The organism is Neomicrococcus aestuarii (assembly GCF_014201135.1).
In the GTDB taxonomy this organism is placed as follows: Bacteria; Actinomycetota; Actinomycetes; order Actinomycetales; family Micrococcaceae; genus Neomicrococcus; species Neomicrococcus aestuarii.
Map to the genome: position 1 here is coordinate 2,483,117 of NZ_JACHDR010000001.1, position 19,105 is coordinate 2,502,221.

At 58.9% G+C, this 19,105-nt stretch carries 17 protein-coding genes; 11 read left to right on the forward strand and 6 right to left on the reverse strand.

Translation table 11 applies throughout. From position 1 onward, the window contains the following. Complete coding sequence (locus HD598_RS11450) at positions 1-525, forward strand: AAA family ATPase (RefSeq protein WP_183665999.1); 525 nt, start codon at positions 1-3, stop codon at positions 523-525. Between the two features lie 132 nt (positions 526-657). Here HD598_RS11450 and HD598_RS11455 read toward each other — a convergent pair whose 3' ends face one another. Then, positions 658-1,383: a hypothetical protein gene (locus HD598_RS11455; protein WP_183666001.1), complete on the reverse strand. Its 726-nt coding sequence runs from the start codon at positions 1,381-1,383 to the stop codon at positions 658-660. A 663-nt stretch (positions 1,384-2,046) separates the two neighbouring features. Here HD598_RS11455 and HD598_RS11460 point away from each other — a divergent pair. The 3 genes from HD598_RS11460 to HD598_RS11470 all read left to right on the forward strand — a co-directional run bounded on the left by HD598_RS11460 (position 2,047) and on the right by HD598_RS11470 (position 6,720). Continuing rightward, entirely contained in the window at positions 2,047-3,840 is a 1,794-nt protein-coding gene (locus HD598_RS11460) for an ABC transporter family substrate-binding protein (protein ID WP_183666003.1), read from the forward strand. A 115-nt stretch (positions 3,841-3,955) separates the two neighbouring features. Further along, a complete protein-coding gene (locus HD598_RS11465) occupies positions 3,956-5,500 on the forward strand; it encodes an ABC transporter permease (RefSeq protein ID WP_183666005.1) in 1,545 nt (514 codons plus the stop codon). After that, positions 5,497-6,720 (forward strand): ABC transporter permease, encoded by a 1,224-nt coding sequence (locus tag HD598_RS11470; RefSeq protein WP_183666007.1) that lies wholly within the window; start codon positions 5,497-5,499, stop codon positions 6,718-6,720. The genes HD598_RS11465 and HD598_RS11470 overlap by 4 nt, the downstream gene beginning before the upstream one ends. Before the next feature lie 86 nt (positions 6,721-6,806). Here HD598_RS11470 and HD598_RS11475 read toward each other — a convergent pair whose 3' ends face one another. After that, on the reverse strand, positions 6,807-7,442 hold the full coding sequence (locus HD598_RS11475; protein ID WP_183666009.1) for a PH domain-containing protein: 636 nt from the start codon (positions 7,440-7,442) through the stop codon (positions 6,807-6,809). Between the two features lie 82 nt (positions 7,443-7,524). Between HD598_RS11475 and HD598_RS11480 the strand changes: the two genes are divergently transcribed. From HD598_RS11480 to HD598_RS11490, 3 genes are all read left to right on the forward strand, one after another. Further along, on the forward strand, positions 7,525-9,372 hold the full coding sequence (locus HD598_RS11480; RefSeq protein ID WP_183666011.1) for an ABC transporter ATP-binding protein: 1,848 nt from the start codon (positions 7,525-7,527) through the stop codon (positions 9,370-9,372). Positions 9,373-9,583: 211 nt separating this feature from the next. Beyond that, the gene (gene typA, locus HD598_RS11485; protein WP_071895045.1) at positions 9,584-11,506 is read left to right on the forward strand and encodes a translational GTPase TypA; all 1,923 of its coding nucleotides are present in this window, start codon (positions 9,584-9,586) and stop codon (positions 11,504-11,506) included. Positions 11,507-11,535: 29 nt separating this feature from the next. After that, on the forward strand, positions 11,536-11,985 hold the full coding sequence (locus tag HD598_RS11490) for a hypothetical protein (RefSeq protein WP_183666013.1): 450 nt from the start codon (positions 11,536-11,538) through the stop codon (positions 11,983-11,985). On the opposite strand, the gene HD598_RS11495 is transcribed toward HD598_RS11490, so the two are convergent. Beyond that, a complete protein-coding gene (locus HD598_RS11495) occupies positions 11,986-12,480 on the reverse strand; it encodes an ArsR/SmtB family transcription factor (RefSeq protein WP_071895047.1) in 495 nt (164 codons plus the stop codon). Positions 12,481-12,530: 50 nt separating this feature from the next. Continuing rightward, complete coding sequence (locus HD598_RS11500) at positions 12,531-12,800, reverse strand: acetyltransferase (RefSeq protein ID WP_157103312.1); 270 nt, start codon at positions 12,798-12,800, stop codon at positions 12,531-12,533. Between the two features lie 77 nt (positions 12,801-12,877). Between HD598_RS11500 and fdxA the strand changes: the two genes are divergently transcribed. From fdxA to HD598_RS11515, 3 genes are all read left to right on the forward strand, one after another. Next, complete coding sequence (fdxA, locus tag HD598_RS11505) at positions 12,878-13,198, forward strand: ferredoxin (protein ID WP_071895048.1); 321 nt, start codon at positions 12,878-12,880, stop codon at positions 13,196-13,198. After that, complete coding sequence (gene dapC / locus HD598_RS11510; RefSeq protein ID WP_183666015.1) at positions 13,198-14,307, forward strand: succinyldiaminopimelate transaminase; 1,110 nt, start codon at positions 13,198-13,200, stop codon at positions 14,305-14,307. Before fdxA ends, dapC begins: the two co-directional genes overlap by 1 nt. 82 nt (positions 14,308-14,389) lie before the next feature. Further along, positions 14,390-15,670, forward strand: a complete 1,281-nt coding sequence (locus tag HD598_RS11515; RefSeq protein WP_183666023.1) for a citrate synthase — start codon at positions 14,390-14,392, stop codon at positions 15,668-15,670. 358 nt (positions 15,671-16,028) lie between these two features. Here HD598_RS11515 and HD598_RS11520 read toward each other — a convergent pair whose 3' ends face one another. Together HD598_RS11520 and dapD are read right to left on the reverse strand one after the other, a co-directional pair. Continuing rightward, positions 16,029-16,880 carry a hypothetical protein gene (locus HD598_RS11520; protein ID WP_183666025.1) on the reverse strand — a complete coding sequence of 284 codons (852 nt, stop codon included), beginning with the start codon at positions 16,878-16,880 and terminating at the stop codon, positions 16,029-16,031. A gap of 84 nt (positions 16,881-16,964) precedes the next feature. Then, positions 16,965-17,924 carry a 2,3,4,5-tetrahydropyridine-2,6-dicarboxylate N-succinyltransferase gene (gene dapD, locus HD598_RS11525; protein ID WP_183666028.1) on the reverse strand — a complete coding sequence of 320 codons (960 nt, stop codon included), beginning with the start codon at positions 17,922-17,924 and terminating at the stop codon, positions 16,965-16,967. A gap of 59 nt (positions 17,925-17,983) precedes the next feature. On the opposite strand from dapD, the gene dapE reads away from it, so the two are divergent. Continuing rightward, positions 17,984-19,105, forward strand: coding sequence for a succinyl-diaminopimelate desuccinylase (gene dapE / locus HD598_RS11530; RefSeq protein ID WP_183666030.1), 1,122 nt, complete (start codon positions 17,984-17,986; stop codon positions 19,103-19,105).

Here is a 19,105-nt window from a genome sequence, read left to right on the forward strand (position 1 = left end):
ATGGACGAGTCTCCGCTCCTCATCGTCATCTCGGGTCTTCCGGGAACCGGAAAGACCACGGTTGCTGAACGCTTAGCGGAGGAGCTGGGCGCAACGCACATTTCCATCGATACCGTAGAGGACGATCTTCTGGAGCAGGGATTCGAGCGGGGCTGGTCAACCGGGGTGGCGGCTTATGAAGCCGCGCGGGCTAACGCCGAAACGGAGCTGGAATCGGGGCGACGAGTGATAGTTGACGCGGTGAATGACAGTGAGCCGGCGCGGGAAACGTGGAGACGAGCTGCTCGAGCGACGGGCGCGATGCTCTCGTTTGTGGTGCTTGAAGTTTCTGATCCTGAAGTCCACCGACAGCGGCTCGAGAACCGTCGCCGAAACCTCGCCCATGTTCAAGAACCCTCGTGGGCTGATGTCCAGGCTCGTAAGGAATCCTATGCCTCGTGGAACGACGCCCACGTTCGAATCGATGTCAGTGATCTGACTCTCGACGGAGCGGTCGAAGAGATCTTGGAAGCTCTCAATATCTAGCTACGCAGACCTAGCGGGGGTTACCTTTACGGGAATTCAGAGATTGTCTTACCGTCGTCGGAACGCAAAAAAAGTGGGTCCCTCACCTTTCGATGAAGGACCCACTAATTCTTACGAATCTAGAACTGAAGACTAGTTCGAGGACGAGGCGGGTGCCTCAGTTGCTACAGCGGACTCGGTCGCCTTAACAGTCTCAGTCTCGGTGACAGGCGCAGCGGCCTCGGAAGTCGGTGCAGCCTGTTCAGTCGCAGTAGACGGCGCAGCCTCTGTCGTTGGCGCTGCCGACGTCTTGGCTTCGACAGGTGCCGAGGAAGTCGTCGGAGTGACTCCCTCAGGGTAGGCGCCCGGAGGGCACAGAGGAGCTGGATCGCAACAAACCGGCATGTCGATGTAGTTGAGTTGTTCGTCGTAAGTGTCTCCGTAGCCCACAACTGTGTATGTCATGGTGAAAGACGTGTTTCCAGAGTCGTCACCGACTGCGCGAATCCAGAACGTGGTGGTGCCACCATCTGGAACGGTGAATGTGCTAGTCGCGGTGCTCCAGTCGGTGCTGGAGAGCGGCATTACCTGAACATCGCTGAGAATCATCGAGGATGAAGCGAATGACGTGATGGTGTAAACCAGATCAGCACCAGTGTTATTGGTGATCTTGAACTGGCCGTAGAAGCCCTTTTTGATTGTGCCGCTATTGCCCGAAGTCTTGCAACTGTTACCCGGCACAGATACCGGTGGTGGTGGCACGTGGTGCGAAGCTGCCGCGAAAGGCGCGGTCGCAGCGACGGCAATAACGGGGGCAGCCCAAGCTGCTCCCTTGGCGATTGAACGGCGAGAGATGCCGTTCGTCTTGTGGTCGGTCATGATGCCCCCTGGTTGGTAACGGTCCGTTGGATGTGCGTTATTGCATTGGGAAACCAACTTCTACCGGGCCGGTGTGTGATGTCCGATAGTCGAAACCATGGGACTCCATGAGAAGCCTAGGTAGGCCTCAACCTGGTTGAAATCGGGCCGCAATAACGTGACCTACGCTCAGGATATCAGTTGGAGTAATTCTTCGCACTAAATGCACCTAAATAATTCCACTGTCAACTTCACCTACTGGTGGGTAGTAATCACTCAAATTTGCAAACCCTGCGGTTGGCGCCGATGGCGGTGAGTTTGAATTGCTGAACGTGACAGTGGAAGAGACGCGCCGAGCGATTGAAATATTGCGGATATTTTTTTGATAACGCCCAAGAACTCGGAGGTGTAGTGATTGGGAATTACCACTCTGAAAGAAATCCTTGAGTTTTCGCGGCAATCGAGGCCGTGAAGGGTTACCGCTGGGTAGTGTGACGGGCGTCTCCGAATATTAAGACTGTGTAACAACTAGGTCTGAAACAGACTTTTGACATTGCGAGATCTGAGAAAACGTCTAAAGTTTCAGGAATGTGAGGCGCACCACTTGGTGCTGTGACTTGATAAGAGCCACGAAGCTTGGGTAAGCATCACACACTCGTTTATCTCTCTCTACTAGGAGGCGGAATGCGTTTCTCGCGTATTTCCAAGGCAGTAGCGCTCGGCGCCGCAGCAACCCTTGCCCTCAGCGCTTGCGCTGCAACCACGGGCTCAAGCAACTCTTCGGGAAGCTCTAGCGCTTCCGAATCAGCCGCTACCGGTGGCGAAGTTCGCGTCGTTGAGGTGAACGGCTTCAGCTCGTTCAACGCCAACAGCGCCAAGGGCAACGTCGATATCAACTCGAAGATTGCATACGCAACGCAGTCCGGATTTAACTACATTGACAACGAATTCAACATTGTCAAGAACGATAAGTTCGGAACTTACGAGAAGGTCTCTGACGATCCGTTGACCATCAAGTACACCATCAACGAAGGTGTCAAGTGGTCTGATGGAACGCAGATCGGCGCAGACGACTTGATGCTCACCTGGGCCATCACCTCGGGCTATTTCGATGACGCAACGCTTGATGCTGATGGTGCTGTCACCAAGGGCACCCAGTACTTCCAGTACGCCGGCTCCACCTCCGGTCTCAATGACACCAAGGTGCCCGAGATTGGCGAAGATGGACGTTCCATCACTTTGACCTACAACACGCCTTACGCTGACTGGGAGCTTGCAATCTCCACGATGTTGGCACCTGCGCACGTTGTTGCTGAAAAGGCCGGCCTTGAAGTTGCAGATCTGACGAAGATCTTCACCGAAACCGCAAAGGGCGATCCAGCGAAGCCGGTAAAGCCTAACGCTGAACTCAAGAAGGCAGCTGACTTCTGGAACACGGGCTTCGACACCACCACGTTGCCAAGTGACAAGTCCTTGTACTTGTCCTCAGGCCCATTCATTGCGGACAGCATTGAAGATGGCAAGTCCATGACCTTGAAGCGGAACCCAGACTACAACTGGGGCCCAATGCCAAAGGTTGACTCGATCGTTGTTCGCTACATCGGCGATGCGCAGGCTCAGGTCGCTGCATTGAAGAACGGTGAAGTTGACATCATCGCTCCTCAGGCATCCGCAGACACCCTGGAGCAGCTCGAAGCTTTGGGCGACGCCGCAACGGTTGACACCTTCGATCAGCTTTCTTACGACCACCTCGACTTGAACTTCAACGGTCCGTTCAAGGAAGAGAACGTCCGTGAAGCATTCTTGAAGACCATTCCACGTCAGCAGATTGTGGACTCGATCATCAAGAAGCTCAAGCCAGATGCAACTCCGTTGAACTCGCAGCTGTTCGTTCCTGCTAACGCAGCCTACGAAGAGTCCGCAGCCAACAACGGATCCTCCGCATACGGCGAGCCTGACATTGAGGGCGCTAAGGAACTTCTTGCTGGCGCAACCCCAACGGTTCGCATCATGTACAACAAGGACAACCCAAACCGCGTTGACTCTTACACCTTGATCGCAAAGTCCGCTACTGAAGCTGGCTTCAAGGTTGTAGACGGCGGTCTTGCAGGTAACGCTTGGGGTGCAGCTCTTGGTGGCGGCACGTACGATGCCGTGATCTTCGGCTGGATTTCTTCCGGTGTTGGTGTCTCGGGTGTCCCACAGATCTTCGGATCCGGCTCATCCTCCAACTTCAACAAGTTCTCTGATAAAGAGGCTGACAAGTTGATCGCAGAATTGATCAAGACCACGGACAAGGCAGAGCAGGACAAGCTCCAGGTCCAGATTGACAAGCTCATCTGGGACTCGAAGTACGGACTGCCACTGTTCCAGTCGGTTGGCGTTGACGCTTACTCCTCCAATATTGATGGTGTGAAGCCAATGCCAAACCAGACCGGTGTTTGGTGGAACTTCTGGGATTGGTCCGTCAAGAGCTAGTCGTCACCTCCTGACGTCCTACAGCGTCTAAAGAAGTGCCGGGACCTTACCTGGTCCCGGCACTTCTTCGTTCCAAACTCCTCAACTGCAATCCAGTCAAAGGTTCCCGACTCACATGGTGACTTACATCGTCCGGCGTCTCATTGCCGCCGTTCTTATCCTGCTGGGTGCCTCGTTCATCGTGTACCAGCTCACCGCACTTTCTGGTGATCCGCTGGCCGATCTTCGCGAGAGTAACAACCCCAACAAAGAAGCGCTCATGGCCGCTCGTGCCCAAGCGCTTGACCTCGGCACCCCCGCACCGCTTCGCTATTTCAAGTGGATTGGTGGCGCCGCCCAATGTCTTATTCCTTTTGCCGCCAAGTGTGACCTCGGAGTCAACTTGGTAGGCGCCCCGGTAACCGAAGCTCTGGGAAGGGCTATGGGTCAGACCATCCTCTTGGTGACCGCAGCAACCTTCCTCGCGATCTTCATTGGTATCGCCCTGGGAATCATCTCGGCACTGCGTCAGTATTCCGCGCTGGATTACGGCGTGACGTTCATGGCCTTCCTCTTCTTCTCCTTGCCGATCTTCTGGTTGGCCGTTCTTCTCAAGGAGTACGGAGCCATCGGCTTCAACGACTTCTTGAAGAACCCCGTCTTTTCGCCGGCGGCCATCGTGATCGCCTCCATCTTCATGGGCATCGTCGTAGTGGTCTTTATGCGCGGCGGCTTTGTTCGCCGGGCGATCGGCTTCGTGATTGGCGCGGCCGTCACTGCAGGCCTCATGGCCTTGCTGTCGGCAACCGGCTGGTTCCGCAACCCTGGTTTGGGCCCAGTACTGATTGTGCTCTTCGGAGTTGCAGCGGCCTTCTTGGTGACTCAGCTGGTGTCCGGTATCCGTAACCGCCGTGCCCTGTACTCGGCGCTGATCATGGTCGCGGTGGGTCTTATTTCCTACTACGCGTTGAACCCGCTCTTCGGCAACATGAGCTGGTGGGGCATCTTCGCCGGCGCCGTCGTGTGCATCATCATCGGTTGCGCCGTGGGTTACTTCATGGGCGGCTACGATCGCGGTCAGTCCATGCGCGCTGCCAGCATCACGGCACTTCTCATGGGTGGTTTGGTGGTGCTGGACCGCTTCATGATCGAGTGGCCAAACTACTTCGATAACTCTCGAGTGCGTGGCCGTCCTATCGCCACCATCGGCTCGAACACGCCAAACCTGCAGGGTGACTGGTGGATTCAAACCACTGACACGTTCACCCACTTGCTGTTGCCAACGATCGCGCTCATGCTCGTTTCCTTGGCTGGCTACTCCCGCTACTCGCGTGCGTCCATGCTAGAAATCATGCAGCAGGATTACATCCGCACGGCTCGTGCGAAGGGTCTTCCTGAGCGCACCGTGGTGATGCGTCACGCTTTCCGCAACGCGCTGATTCCGCTGGCTACCCTCGTGGCTTTCGATATCGGCGGCCTGATCGGCGGCGCGGTGGTCACCGAGCGAGTGTTTGCGTTCACCGGTATGGGTGATCTGTTCGTTCACTCTCTGGTGCCCATTCCTGACCCTAACCCGGTGATGGGAACGTTCCTCGTGATCGGCATCGTGGCCTTGATCTTCAACCTGATCGCTGACCTGGTCTACTCGGTCCTCGATCCACGCGTAAGGGTGAAAGCATGACAACCGCTCCTCAAGTAATTGATGAACGCTCTCAAGGCGGGGGCGAAACCAAGGGCCTTTCACAGGGCGCCATTGTTCGCAAGCGTTTCTTCGGCAACACTGCGGCAGTGATCTCCATCTTTGTCCTGCTGGGCATTGTGGTGCTGTCCTTCTCATCCATCGGGTTCTTAGGAATTCCGGGTTGGTGGAAGTACAGCTACACGGACTTCGGTGGCACGGTGAACAACGGTGCCCCCACCTTCGCGGGACCGTTCTCTTGGGGCGATCACCCCTTCGGCCAGGACCGCATTGGTCGTGACTACTTCGCGATGACGATGCGTGGCGCTCAGCTGTCCATCATCATCATGTTGGTCATCGGCATCGTCGGCGGCGTTATTGGCGTGGTCGTTGGAGCCGTTTCCGGTTACTTCCGCGGCTGGGTCGAATCGGTGCTGATGCGCCTGGTTGACGTTGTCATCATCATCCCGCTCATCATCCTCGCTGCCGTCTTGGGTCGCGTTGCCGGTGGCACCTTCACTGGTACTAGCGCAGTCGTCGCTTTGGGCTTGTTCATTGGCTTGGCCATTTGGACCGGCTTGGCGCGACTCGTTCGCGGTGAATTCTTGTCCCTTCGCGAACGTGAGTTCGTGGATGCGGCACGCATCGCTGGCGCGTCGAACACCCGCATCATTTTCAAGCACATCCTGCCGAACTCGGTGGGCGTGATCATTGTGAACGTGACGCTCTTGATGTCCAGCGCGATCCTCTTGGAAACCGCGCTGTCCTTCTTGGGCTTGGGCGTGAAAGCACCGGACGTGTCGCTCGGTTCTTTGATTTCTGAGAACCAGCAGGCGTTCACCACGCGTCCGTGGTTGTTCTGGTTCCCTGGCTTGTTCATTGTGATCATCTGCTTGTGCATCAACTTCATTGGTGACGGCTTGCGAGATGCTTTTGACCCGCGTCAGAAGAAGTTCAGCGCTAAGCGCGCGAAGGAACGCGCGGACGTGGCTGGGTCCGGTGCTGCCGCGGCTACTGCTCCTGCGGTGACTGCGCAGACCGCGGAGGGGCACGCTCCTACGGCTTCAGCGGTGATTCAGGACATGGGTACCAGTCCGACGACGCAGCTCGGCTCAGGCCCGGCAGTTTCCGGTCCCGGGGCCGCACTTGAGGCGGACGGTGGCCCGTATAGGCCAGAAGATCCTGAAGGCGAATCCCGCGGTGGAAAGCACCGTCAGGACTAACCGACGCTGATTGGATCTGCAGGATCTGCAAGATTCAGATCCTGCAGATCCAATCAGTTCAGCAGAAGCTTCGGACCAAGCAGAACTTAGACAGCAGCGATTCCGGTGACGACGGTCGCCACGAGCAAGAGAAGGAGGGAAGCAAGATGGAGAAGATTCCATCGGCGACAGACCACTGCGGTCTCGGTTCGGTCGATATCCAGAAGGCCTCGCTCCGCTTTGTCCGCGAGTCGATCTCGGATCTGCTTGGCGACAATGCCGGAATCCGTCGTGAAGTGATCACCGGCACGCATGGTGGTGAACTTGGCTTTGTCCCGGCCATCAGCGCGCTGGTATTCACGCTCGGTCCGGCGCGATTCCCGCAAGGAGCTCGTGGCACCCGGTGCTGGGGCAGCCCACGCAGCGTATTTCTTGCCGGGCGTGTTCACGGTGACGGAGTACTTGGTCTCCACGTTGATGATGGCGTCCCACGGGATGGTGACATCGCTGAACGGATTGACGAACGTCACCGCATCATCGGTCACTGCCACTCGCGGATGCACCCACAGGATGTAGGCCAAAAGGCCGGCCGTCAGCCACAACAGCACGCCGAACCAGTGCACTCCACCCAGCACCGAGGCTACAACGCCCACGGCACACAGAATTATCGCGACGATCGCCAAGATCAGCGCATTGCGAGGGCGGAAGGTGTAGTCCGGGAACCGGTTTGCATTCGAAGCCATGCGCTCCATGCTGACAAGAAAATGGCGATTGAGCGAATTACCACCTTTTCACCTCTCCGTCTCGCAAAGGACGATCAGACTCATGACTGAGAACAACGAAGCCGAATACACGGACAAGCCAACGCTTGAGCCGGCCGCGAAGAAGGGTCCGGTGCTTGAGGTCACCAACCTTTCGGTGGACTTTGGCGTGGACCGCGAATGGGTCCCCGCAGCGATGGACGTGAGCTTCCACGTGAACGCCGGCGAAGTGCTGGCCCTCGTAGGCGAGTCCGGTTCCGGAAAGTCCGTTTCCACCATGGCCACCTTGGGGCTCTTGCCGTCGAACGCTCGCACGAGCGGTTCGGTCAAGGTCAACGGCCGCGAGATCCTCAACGCTTCGCCAGCGAAACTTCGCCAAGTGCGCGGCCAAGAGGTCGCCGTGATCTTCCAGGAGCCCATGACGGCTCTGAACCCGGTGTACACCGTGGGCTTCCAAATCATTGAGACCTTGCGACTCCACACGGAGATGTCGCCCAAGCAAGCTGAAGAGCGCGCTTTGGAGATGTTGGCTCTCGTGGAACTTCCAGATCCCAAGAAAGCCTTCCGGTCCTACCCACACCAGTTGTCCGGCGGTCAGCGTCAGCGCGCCATGATTGCGCAGTCGCTCTCCACGGATCCACGATTGCTCATCGCCGATGAGCCCACCACCGCTCTTGACGTGACGGTTCAGGCCGAAATCCTGGACCTCATGCGCAACCTGCGAAACAAGCTGAACGCGGCGATCGTCTTGATCACACACGACATGGGCGTAGTCGCGGACCTGTCCGACCGCATCGCCGTGATGCGTCATGGTCGCATCGTGGAGACCGGTTCTTCGGCCGAGATCTTCGCGAACCCGAAGCACCCTTACACGCAGGACTTGTTGGCCGCCGTGCCGAAGCTGGGTCAGGGTAGCGAGAGCGATTCCGAGGTGGACATCGTGGCAGCCGTTGCGGCAGCCACCAATGTTGAGCTCGAAGAGACCGCTGATGCTGAAGAGTTTGCGCGCCGCGAAGCCCAGATCAAGGCAGAAGCCAAGATTGCGGCAAAGGACAGCCACCGTCTCACGGACCGCCCCGTGGTGTTGGAACTCAAAGATGTTGCCATCGAGTACCCCAAGCAGGGTCGCGTTCCCGCGTTCCGCGCGGTGGAGCATGCGGACCTGATTGTTCATCAGGGCGAAGTGGTGGGCTTGGTGGGCGAGTCTGGCTCCGGCAAGACGACCATTGGCCGCGCAGCCGTTGGCCTCCTGCCTGTGGCCGAAGGCTCACTGGTAGTCAACGGACGCGAAATCTTTGGCTTGAAGTCAACGTCGAAGGAAATGCATGACGTCCGCCGTAACGTCGGCGTGGTCTTCCAGGACCCGTCGAGCTCACTGAACCCCCGCTTGCCGATCGGCGAATCCATTGGCGAGCCAATGTATCTCGCTGGCGTAGCCAAGGGCGCCGAACTCCAGAAGCGCATCGAGCGTTTGCTGGACCAGGTGGAGCTGCCTCGCGCGTACCGTAACCGTTACCCGCACGAACTCTCCGGCGGTCAGAAGCAGCGCGTGGGCATCGCTCGAGCGCTTTCCCTCGAGCCAAAGCTCATGGTGGCAGATGAGCCAACCTCCGCTTTGGACGTGTCCGTGCAGGCCAAGGTCTTGGACTTGTTCCAGAACTTGCAGCGAGAAATGGGATTCGCGTGCCTCTTCGTGACCCACGACCTCGCGGTCATCGACGTACTCGCTTCCCACATTGTGGTGATGCGTCACGGTCGGATCGTGGAGCAGGGATCGCGCGATGAAATCCTGCGCAACCCTCAGGACGCTTACACGCAGCGACTCATGGCTGCGGTTCCGGTGCCGGATCCAGAAATCCAGCGTCAGCGTCGCGAACTGCGCCAGAAATTGGCAGAATCGAACGCTTCGTAATTTCTTTCTGAGCCCCGGTTTGCTCCTTCTTTACTAGTACGACGCCGCAGCTTCCGTTCTTAACGCGAGCTGCGGCGTCGTACTGTCTTGGGCGAGTCTTCCCCCGCCGCGGCGGGTGTGGTAGGAGGAGGGTGCATTAGGGGTTTAGAATTGTGTGTTGGGCCGTCATTTGCGGCGGTGTCCCGTTCCCCATCGAATTGAGTCTTTACGCATGTCTGATTTCTCCTCGGAAGCAAATACCGCAGTACGCAATGATTTGCGCAATGTCGCTATCGTTGCGCACGTTGACCACGGCAAGACCACTCTTGTGGACGCTATGCTCGGCCAGACCGGTGCTTTCTCTGATCACGGAGAAAAAGAAGACCGCGTTATGGACTCTGGCGAACTGGAACGCGAAAAGGGTATTACCATCCTCGCGAAGAACACCACCGTGTTCTACTCCGGTCCTGCCGCTGAAGGCAACAACATCGTCATCAACGTGATTGACACCCCGGGCCACGCCGACTTCGGTGGCGAAGTGGAACGCGGTCTGTCCATGGTTGATGGCGTGGTGCTCCTCGTTGACTCCTCCGAGGGCCCGCTCCCACAGACGCGCTTCGTATTGCGCAAGGCTCTTGCCGCGAAGCTCCCCGTTATCCTCGTGGTGAACAAGACCGACCGTCCCGATGCTCGCATCGAAGGCGTTGTCTCTGACTCCATGGACCTTCTCTTGGGCTTGGCTTCCGACCTCGCAGAAGAAGTTCCTGACCTTGACCTTGACTCCGTTCTGGATGTTCCTGTGGTTTACGCATCCGGTAAGGCCGGCCGCGCATCCCTCGAACAGCCTGCAGATGGCACGCTTCCTAACGAAGAAGACCTCGAGCCACTGTTCGCAGCCATCATCAAGCACATTCCTGCTCCTAGCTACGACCCGCAGGAAGTTCTTCAGGCACACGTCACCAACCTTGACGCATCGCCGTTCTTGGGCCGTTTGGCACTGCTCCGTATCTTCAACGGCACCCTGAAGAAGGGCCAGCAGGTTGCGTGGGCACGCCAGGATGGCACCACCAAGACCGTGAAGATCACCGAACTTCTTGCTACTCGCGGACTTGACCGCGTCCCAGCTGAATCCGCTGGACCAGGCGAGATCGTGGCTGTTGCAGGTATCGAAGACATCATGATTGGCGAGACCCTCACGGATCTCGACAACCCCAAGCCACTCCCACTGATCACCGTGGACGATCCTGCGATCTCCATGACCGTGGGTATCAACACCTCACCGCTGGCCGGCCGCGTCAAGGGCGCCAAGGTCACCGCGCGCCAGGTCAAGGACCGTTTGGAGCGCGAGCTCATCGGTAACGTGTCCATCAAGGTTCTTCCTACCGAGCGTCCAGACGCTTGGGAAGTTCAGGGCCGTGGCGAATTGGCACTGGCTATCCTCGTGGAGCAGATGCGTCGCGAAAACTTTGAGCTCACCGTGGGTAAGCCACAGGTTGTGACCAAGATTGTTGACGGCAAGGTGCACGAGCCAATCGAGCACATGACCATCGACGTTCCTGAAGAGTTCTTGGGCGCTGTCACGCAGCTCATGGCAGCTCGCAAGGGCCGCATGTCCTCCATGACCAACCACGGCACCGGCTGGGTTCGTATGGAATTCGCTGTTCCTGCCCGTGGCTTGATCGGCTTCCGTACCAAGTTCTTGACCGAAACCCGCGGCGCTGGCATCGCGTCCTCCTACTCCGGTGGCTACGAGCCATGGGCCGGCGACATCGAGTACCGCATCAACGGTTCGCTCATCGCCGACCGCGCCGGTGTGGCAACGCCGTTCGCCATGATCAACCTGCAAGAGCGCGGCACCTTCTTCGTGGAACCAACCTCTGAGGTCTACGAAGGCATGATCGTCGGCGAGAACTCCCGCGCAGATGACATGGACGTGAACATCACCAAGGAAAAGAAGCTCACCAACATGCGCTCTTCCACGGCTGATAACTTCGAAGGCCTGACGCCTCCTCGCAAGCTGACTTTGGAAGAGTCCCTCGAATTCGCTCGCGAAGACGAGTGTGTGGAAGTGACCCCAGAGTCCATCCGCATCCGCAAGGTCATCCTTGACGCCAACGAGCGCGCTAAGGCAGCTCGTCAGCGTTCACGCAACTAGTTTCGCGAAAGCAAACTAATCTGGTGTCTATGACTTCGCAGTTTCCAACACCGCCGCTCGCCACTACTAGCGAGCGGCCGGAAACTCCGTCTTCCGTGCCCGCCACCATCGCCTATGCGGTGGTGTGCGGCGCGGCAGCCGCGTTCATAGGCACCATTTTGCATGCCCAGATCATTTTCTTCGGCGACTTCCCGCTCACCTGGGGAGCGGTAGTTTCACTCGTGGCCGCCGGACTCTTGTTCATCTACGTGGGTCTGAAGACGCTCCGCGTGTGGAGTACCGCTGTCGCTGGCATCATCGCTTACGTGCTGGTGGCGTGGTCGGCGATGGATCCCAACAACCGATTCATCGTCCCCATGGACTACGTGAGCTATTTCCCCGGCCCTGCAATCGCAGGAGCCATCTGGGTGTACGGCGTGGCAGCAGCCACGCTCGTGGCTCTGATAGTGGTGGCGCGGCGCCTCAAGCGCTCACGCTAATCAGTTGGCAGTTTGGTCCACGTGATGGGCTACAAACAGCGACGTGGCCAAGCCGTCCTCGTCCGATGGCCGGAAGGCGTATTCCGTCACGAGGTCAGACATGCGCTGCAGAAACTCTTTCTGATCCTCTTCGCTGAGCTTGAGCCCCACGCGCATGATCTGCATTTCATCCGGCGCTAGGCCGTCGATCTCTTGCAAGAACGTCTCCACGAGAACAGGGGAGGCGTCTGGAATTCGGGTTCCCCAGGACTTCTTAGTGGCCCGGTAGGGGACTTCTTTGGCGCCCCGCTTTCCGCGACGCTCCTCTTCAGCTTCAATAAAACCGTTGGCAAGCAGCGTGCGCACGTGATGCAAAGACGTTGCCGGGTTGATCCCCAACAGGTCCGCGATCTCCTTATTGGTGCGTGCTTTGTGCAGGCACAAGCGCAGGATGCGGAGTCGAACGGGCGAGCTCAACGCGCGGGCTCGTGCTTGAACTTCTTCGTCAGTTGCCATGCACTAAATCATAGAGCAAAGCCAATCACTTCGCCCCGATCAGTGACGCGCTAACTTTCCGCTAAACGACGCGGCTTCCGTGGGGGAGGCACCGGCTTCGCCAATCGGACAGCGGATAACTCCACGCGAACTAACCCGCTACGCGTCTCGATCTCCACCGCATCCTCACTCAGCGCGGTCAGTAACCCCAGCGCATCTGAGAGCGAGTGACCGAGGTGAGCTGCGTCGTCGTCCTCCGAAAGAGCAAAACGAACCACCCACCGCTGGCCCACAGCGCCATGCTTCAGCAAGCGAGCGGCGGCGGGCGTAGGGGATGTCACGTGCCCAGCTTACTCACAAGGGGCGCGCGGGGTCTAAGATACTAGAAGGTTTTGGCACTCAGAAAGGTATGTGAACCGTGACGTACATCATCGCTCAGCCGTGTGTTGACGTAAAGGACAAGGCGTGCATCGATGAATGTCCTGTTGACTGCATCTACGAGGGCGATCGTTCGCTCTACATCCACCCGGACGAGTGCGTTGACTGCGGCGCTTGCGAGCCCGTCTGCCCAGTAGAGGCCATCTACTACGAAGACGACGTCCCAGAGGATTGGGCCGACTACTACAAGGCCAACGTCGAGTTCTTCGACGAGATCGGATCCCCGGGCGGAGCCGCAAAGCTCGGCAACACCGGTAAGGACCACCCGCTCATCGCGGCGCTACCTCCACAAAACGCCTAATGCTCACGCTCCCGGACTACCCCTGGGACACGCTCGCGCCGTACCGTAAGCTCGCGGCCGAGCACCCGGACGGAGTAGTGGACTTGTCCATCGGTACACCCGTGGATCCCACGCCTGCCGTCATCCAAGATGCGTTGCGCGCCGCCGCCGACGCACCCGGATACCCCGGTACGCACGGAACCCCCGCTCTGCGCGAGGCAATTGCGGCATGGTACGTACGACGACGCCGCTCACCAGATCTGCAGGCGCAGGACATTATGCCCACGATTGGTTCCAAGGAACTCGTGGCGTGGTTGCCGCTGTTTCTAGGACTCGGTCCGGGCGACATCATGGTGCGACCGCTGGTGGCGTACCCGACCTATGACATTGGCGCTCTCTTGGTCGGCGCCGAATCTATCGCAGCCGATTCCTTGCGCGATCTCACGGACGAACAGCGTTCGCGCGTGAAGCTCGTGTGGACGAACTCCCCGGGCAACCCCACGGGCAAGGTGCTTGATGCTGCTGGGCTACGCGAAATCGTGGACGATGCGCGTTCCTTGGGCGCCGTTGTGGCAGCCGACGAATGCTACGCCGAGCTCGGTTGGGGCGACTGGGAAGAGCACGTGCCGTGCATCCTGGAACCCGCAGTATCCGGTGGAGACCTGACGAACTTGCTGTCCGTCTACTCGCTGTCCAAGCAATCCAACGTGGCTGGATACCGGGCCTCGTTTGTTGCTGGCGCACCGAATCTCATGCCGACCCTGATCAACTCACGCAAGCACACCGGCATGATCATGCCGTACCCCGTGCAAGAAGCATTGCGTGTAGCCATCTCCGACGACGCTCACGTGCAGGTTCAAAAGGACTTGTACCGGGCGCGCCGCGAAGCGTTGAAGCCAGCGCTTGAAGCCTTCGGGTTCTCCGTTCACTTTTCCGAAGCCGGACTGTACTTGTGGTGCACCGCAGGCAAAGATTCGTGGGAGAGTATTCAGGATCTGGCCGAGTTAGGAATCATTGCGGGGCCGGGCGTATTTTATGGGGATGCGGGCGCCGGCTTTGTGCGCGTTTCCCTTACTGCGAGTGATGAACGAATTGCGTCAGCGGTGTCCCGCCTGACGAAACGAAATTAGTGGCACGGGCCACGCTCGCGGTAGGTTATCAGGGAATAGCTTAAGGTCCGCCTTCCCTGATCTATTGTCTGAAGGAGCTTGAATGACTGAAAACACTGCGCGACTCCAGTTCGCGGATAAGAGTGTTGATCTGAGTGTTGTAGAGGCCGTTGAAGGTAACAACGGTTTTGCAATCTCTCCTTTGCTCAAGGAAACGGGCAACGTCACGTACGACCCCGGATACATGAACACCGCTGGCGTAAAGTCCGCCATCACGTTCATCGACGGTGACCAGGGCATCCTGCGTTATCGCGGTTATCCCATTGAGCAGTTGGCCGAGAACTCGAGCTTCCTCGAGGTCTCCTACCTGTTGATCTACGGCGAGTTGCCAACCCCCGAGCAGCGCGACGCCTTCGATACGAAGATCCGCCGCCACACCCTGCTTCACGAAGAGCTCAAGGGCTTCTTCGACGGCTTCCCACGCGACGCGCACCCGATGCCAGTGCTGTCCTCGGCAGTTTCCGCGCTGTCCACGTGGTACCAGGACTCCCTGAACCCATTCGATCCGGAGCAGGTTGAACTCTCCACGATCCGTTTGCTGTCCAAGGTTCCGGTCATCGCAGCCTACGCACACAAGAAGTCCATCGGTCAGGCGCTCCTGTACCCGGACAACTCCATGAACCTTGTGGAGAACTTCATGCGTTTGTGCTTCGGCCTTGCCGCCGAACCATACGAGCTCGATCCTGAAATGGTCAAGATCCTTGACCTGCTCTTCGTGCTCCACGCAGACCACGAGCAGAACTGCTCCACCTCCACAGTTCGTTTGGTGGGCTCCTCTGACGCCAACCTCTTCGCATCCGTTTCCGCTGGTGTGAACGCTTTGTTCGGCCCAGCACACGGTGGCGCTAACGAAGCCGTGCTGAAGATGCTTCGCCAGATCCAGGCCGAGGGTATTTCCCCGGAGAAGTACATGGAGAAGGTCAAGAACAAGGAAGACGGCGTCCGCCTCATGGGCTTCGGACACCGCGTCTATAAGAACTACGACCCACGCGCCAAGATCATCAAGAAGGCCGCCGAGAGCGTCCTCGCGAAGTCTGCCGGTGGCGACGAGTTGTTGGATATCGCCATGCGCCTCGAAGAGCGAGCACTGGCCGATGATTACTTCATCCAGCGCAAGCTTTACCCGAACGTGGACTTCTACACGGGCATCATCTACAAGGCCATGGGCTTCCCGGAGAAGATGTTCACCGTACTATTCGCTATCGGTCGCCTTCCAGGCTGGATCGCCCAGTGGCGCGAAATGATGGAAGACCCAGAGCGCAAGATCGGCCGTCCGCGCCAGATCTACACGGGTTCGTCCGAGCGCGAATACCCGCAGTTCTAAACGCGCTTCCTCAAGTGCTTGTCCAAGGAACCAGAAGTTCCCTGGCTCCGAGTTCTAAGTAGCGTGAAGCAGCGAAAAGGTGGTGTGGCCGCCGGATCATTCCGGTAACCACACCACCTTTTCCGTTTCCTAGACCTATCGCGACCGACTCTCAGCGCTCTCGCGCCCCACTCTCTGCCATGTGAGGCCAAAACGCTACAGTCCCGCCTCCCTGTGAGGCCAAAGTTCTACAACTTTTCGCGGTTTTCTCGTCGAAATTCGTCCACGCATGGGCGCTATCGTCGCAAAGTGGCCTCACATGGGAGGCAGGGCGGCCGGAAGCGAGGCACAGGGGCCCAAACGGGGGACTGGCGGGGTTTTAGCCTTCGCCGTTGGAGCGGGCCAGCGTGATGATGACCTTGCCGTCTTCGGTGATCGCCTGTTTCCACGCTTGAGCCTTACGGTCCCACTGGAGGCCGGAGTGGCTGACGGCCACAGAGGACTGCGACTTGGCGTTAGCGACCGCCCACTGGGCGACAGCCCAGCCCAAAGTGTTTGAAGCGCTCACGTGGACTTCGTTGCCCAGCGCTTCGGCCTGGATGTTCTGGTCGCCGAACTGCTCCTCAAGCTGAGAAATCACGAGCTCTGGATCGCCCGCGGTCTCGGTGCGTTTCAGGATGCAGTTGACGGCTGCAGGGGAGTTGCCAGTCAGAGCGGACGCGTAGGCGCGGCCCTCGGGCTCGTGATCGGCATAGGCCTTCGGGAAAGCGGAGCGCTGCACCTTCTGGGCGGCGTCCGTGACTTCCATGGTGACGTAATCGAACTTCTCGAGCTCTTGATAGAACCGGTTCGCCGCGTACACGGGATCCATGACCTGAGCTTCGGTGCCCCACCCTTGAGATGGACGCTGTTGGAAGAGACCCCGGGAATCCGGCCCGGCGGTGTCCCCGTAGTCGATGTTGCGAAGCTTGGACTCTTGAACGGACGTGGCGATGCCAATGGTTGCCGCGCGAGCTTGGAGCCCACGGTCAATCGAGACAGCTGCAATCAAGGCCGCGTTGGAAGCCTGCTCGGGATCGAGTCGGTGCTCGTCAGCGCCCACAGCGGCGGTGCATCGCTCAATCAACAGGGTCTGTTGCTGATCGATGAACGCCGTTGCGGCCCAGATTCCACCGCCGACGATGCCTACTGACAACGCAATGGCGGTAGCCGCTCGAGTTTTTCGTTTCATAAGGGGAAGGAGAGAAAGCTTTCCAAGAAAAGACAGGGAGCGCCGTCGTACTCAAGAAAAGTACGCAACGCTCCCCGCCGCGAATTAGTTAGCGTGCAAAGCCGAGTTCAGCTCAACCACCTGGTTCTCGCGAGGCAACGCCTCGATAGCACCCGTGGTGGAGTTGCGACGGAACAAGAGGTTAGGAACGCCGGAGAGTTCCACAGCCTTGACCGTCTTGCCCTGCAGGGTCACTCGCGAGCCCGCGGTGACGTAGAGGCCGGCTTCAACAACGCAGTCGTCGCCGATGGAGATTCCCACGCCGGAGTTTGCGCCCAACAGCACGCGCTCGCCGATGACAATCTTTTCCTTGCCGCCACCGGACAGCGTGCCCATGATGGAGGCGCCGCCGCCGATGTCGGAACCGTCGCCCACTACAACAGACGCGGAGATGCGGCCCTCAACCATGGAGGTGCCCAAGGTTCCAGCGTTGAAGTTCACGAAGCCTTCGTGCATCACGGTGGTGCCTTCGGCCAAGTGAGCGCCCAAACGTACGCGGTCGGCATCGCCGATGCGAACGCCGGATGGGATCACGTAGTCCACCATGCGTGGGAACTTGTCCACGCCGTACACGGTCAGGGTGCCGCGGCGCTTGAGGCGCAAGCGCGTCATCTCGAAGTCCTTCACGGCGCAGGGGCCGGCGCTGGTCCACACCACGTTGTTCAAGAGGCCAAAGACGCCATCGAGGTTGATGGTGTTCGGCTGCACCAGGCGGTGGGACAAAGCGTGCAAACGCAACCATGCGTCGGCGGTGTCGGCCGGAGCAACCGAGCCATCGATCTCGAGCTTGATCACTTCTTGGCGAGTGCCACGATCCGGATCTTCGTCGGCGGTAGCGCGCAGCTCACCTTCGAGGTTCTCGGCCTGATCAAGGCCGCCGAGCACGGGAGCTGGGAACCATGCGTCGAGGACGGAACCGTCCGCAGCGTAGGTGGCTAGGCCGTATCCGGAAATGATCTTGAGCCCGGTCTCGGGCACGGCAGAGTCAGAAGGCGTTGTAGTCATAGCTCCATTCTAAGTGAGGGGACTCTAAGCTAGAGGTTCAACGACTTTCGGAGGAACGCGTGAACAGCCACCCACAGTCCACCCAGCCATCCCACTTGGACTTGACCCAGGATGTTGCCCAGTTGACGGCGCAGCTCATTGATATTGAGTCGGTCAGCGGGAATGAAAAGGTCATCGCTGACTTGGTGGAGTCGAGCTTGCGGGCATTGGGGCACCTCGAGGTGGTGCGCGATGGTGACACCGTCATGGCGCGTACCCGCTTGAATCGTGGGGAGCGCGTCATTTTGGCGGGCCACCTCGATACCGTTCCTTTGCCTGAACCTGCCCCTGAAGGCGGCGATCCGCGGCGCGGTACTGTGCCGTCGGAATGGGTGGGGGAGACGCTCTACGGGCGTGGTGCCACGGACATGAAGGGTGGCGTGGCGGTCCAGCTGGCAATTGCCGCGACCGTCAAAGAACCGGTCCGCGATATTACGTTCATTTTCTACGATCACGAGGAAGTTGAGGCGTCGCTGTCCGGCTTGGGCCGCGTGGCGCGGAACTTCCCGGAGTGGTTGAAGGCTGATTTCGCGGTGCTCTTGGAGCCTACGAATGGGGATGTTGAGGGCGGCTGCAACGGCACCACGCGCTTCGTGGCTCGTACTCACGGCGTGCGCGCGCACTCTGCCCGGGCGTGGCGCGGGAAGAATGCCATTCACGGTGCGGGGGAGATTCTGCGGCGTCTGGCCGAGCACGAGCCACTGACTCGCACGGTGGAGGGCCTCGAGTATCGCGAGTCGCTGAACGCGGTGCGCATTACCGGCGGCGTAGCGGGCAACGTGATTCCGGATGCTTGCGAGATTGAGATTAACTACCGGTTTGCGCCGTCGTTATCGGTGGACGACGCCGAAGCTTACGTTCGCGAGTTGCTGGACGGTTTTGAGGTGGTGAGGACGGATGCGGCATCGGGTGCTCGTCCTGGCTTGGATCGGCCGGCTGCGGCGGCGTTCGTGGCGGCCGTGGGGTCCCAGCCGAAGCCGAAGTATGGCTGGACGGACGTGGCGCGGTTCTCCGAGCTGGGCGTTCCTGCCGTGAACTTCGGCCCGGGCGATTCGCTCTTGGCGCACACTGACGATGAAAACGTCAAAGCCGCGGACATCCAAGAATGTCTCGCGGCTTTGACGAGGTGGCTTGCTAGCTGA